This window comes from Streptomyces angustmyceticus, assembly GCF_040701845.1.
GTDB lineage: Bacteria > Actinomycetota > Actinomycetes > Streptomycetales > Streptomycetaceae > Streptomyces > Streptomyces angustmyceticus_A.
Genome location: NZ_JBFBHQ010000082.1, coordinates 1 through 1,369 on the forward strand (window position 1 = coordinate 1; position 1,369 = coordinate 1,369).

The following is a 1,369-nucleotide window of genomic DNA, read 5'->3' on the forward strand; positions in this document are numbered from 1 at the left end:
GGGTCGTCGACGTCGAGGTCGGGGACGTCGATGCCGTCGACCTTCGCCTGGCGGGTGCGCACCATGAAGTCGTGGTTGGCCGGGTCGTAGGAGATGTTGCCCGTGCCGTCCTGCTTCTCGATGCCGCCGATCCGGTGCTCCAGGCCCGGCGTGCCGGGCACCGCCCAGGGCCGGGCCAGGGTCTGCTCGTCACGCTTGTACGGCCAGAACACCTCGGTGCCGTCCGCCTGCTGATGATTGGGACCCGACGCGAACTGGACCCGCAGGTCCGGCAGTTCGTCGACGTCGGGGATCCGCCACGGCTCCGAACCGTTGGCCAGGTAGCCGTCGGACAGCAGGAAGACCGGCGTGCGGTAGGCCAGCGCGATCCGGGCCGCCTCCAGCGCCGCGTCGAAACAGTCCGCCGGCGTCTTCGGCGCCACGATCGGCACCGGCGCCTCACCATTGCGCCCGTACATCGCCTGCAGCAGATCCGCCTGCTCCGTCTTCGTCGGCAGACCCGTCGACGGCCCACCGCGCTGGATGTCCACGATCAGCAGCGGCAGCTCCAGACTGACCGCCAGCCCGATCGTCTCCGACTTCAGCGCCACCCCGGGCCCCGACGTGGTCGTCACCGCCAGCGCACCACCGAACGCGGCACCCAGCGCCGCACCGATCCCGGCGATCTCGTCCTCCGCCTGGAACGTGCGCACCCCGAAATTCTTGTGCTTCGACAGCTCGTGCAGGATGTCGGACGCCGGGGTGATCGGGTACGACCCCAGATACAGCGGCAGATCCGCCTGCCGCCCCGCCGCCACCAGCCCGTAGGACAGCGCCAGGTTCCCGGAGATGTTGCGGTAGGTACCGGTCGCAAACGCCCTGGTCGCCGGCGCCACCTCATAGGAGACGGCGAAGTCCTCCGTCGTCTCCCCGAAGTTCCAGCCCGCCCGGAACGCCGTGACGTTCGCCTCCGCGATCTCCGGCTTCTTCGCGAACTTCGCCCGCAGGAACTTCTCCGTCCCCTCCGTCGGCCGGTGATACATCCACGACAGCAGACCCAGCGCGAACATGTTCTTGCTGCGCTCGGCCTCCTTGCGCGAGAGCCCGAACTCCTTGAGCGCCTCGATCGTCAACGTCGTCAACGGCACCGGATGAACGTTGTAGGCCGCCAGCGACCCGTCCTCCAGCGGACTGGTCGCATACCCCACCTTCGCCATCGGACGCTTGGTGAACTCATCCGTGTTGACGATGATCTCCGCGCCCCGCGGCACATCCGCCAGATTCGCCTTCAACGCCGCCGGATTCATCGCCACCAGCACGTTCGGCGCGTCACCCGGCGTGAGAATGTCATGGTCGGCGAAGTGCAGCTGGAAGCTGGAGACACCCGGCA

General features: G+C 68.2%; 1 protein-coding gene. It reads right to left on the reverse strand.

The window, feature by feature from the left end; genetic code table 11:
• Positions 1 to 1,369 (reverse strand): 2-oxoacid:acceptor oxidoreductase subunit alpha (locus tag AB0411_RS37945; RefSeq protein WP_366421755.1); only part of this gene is annotated, 1,369 nt, incomplete at both ends.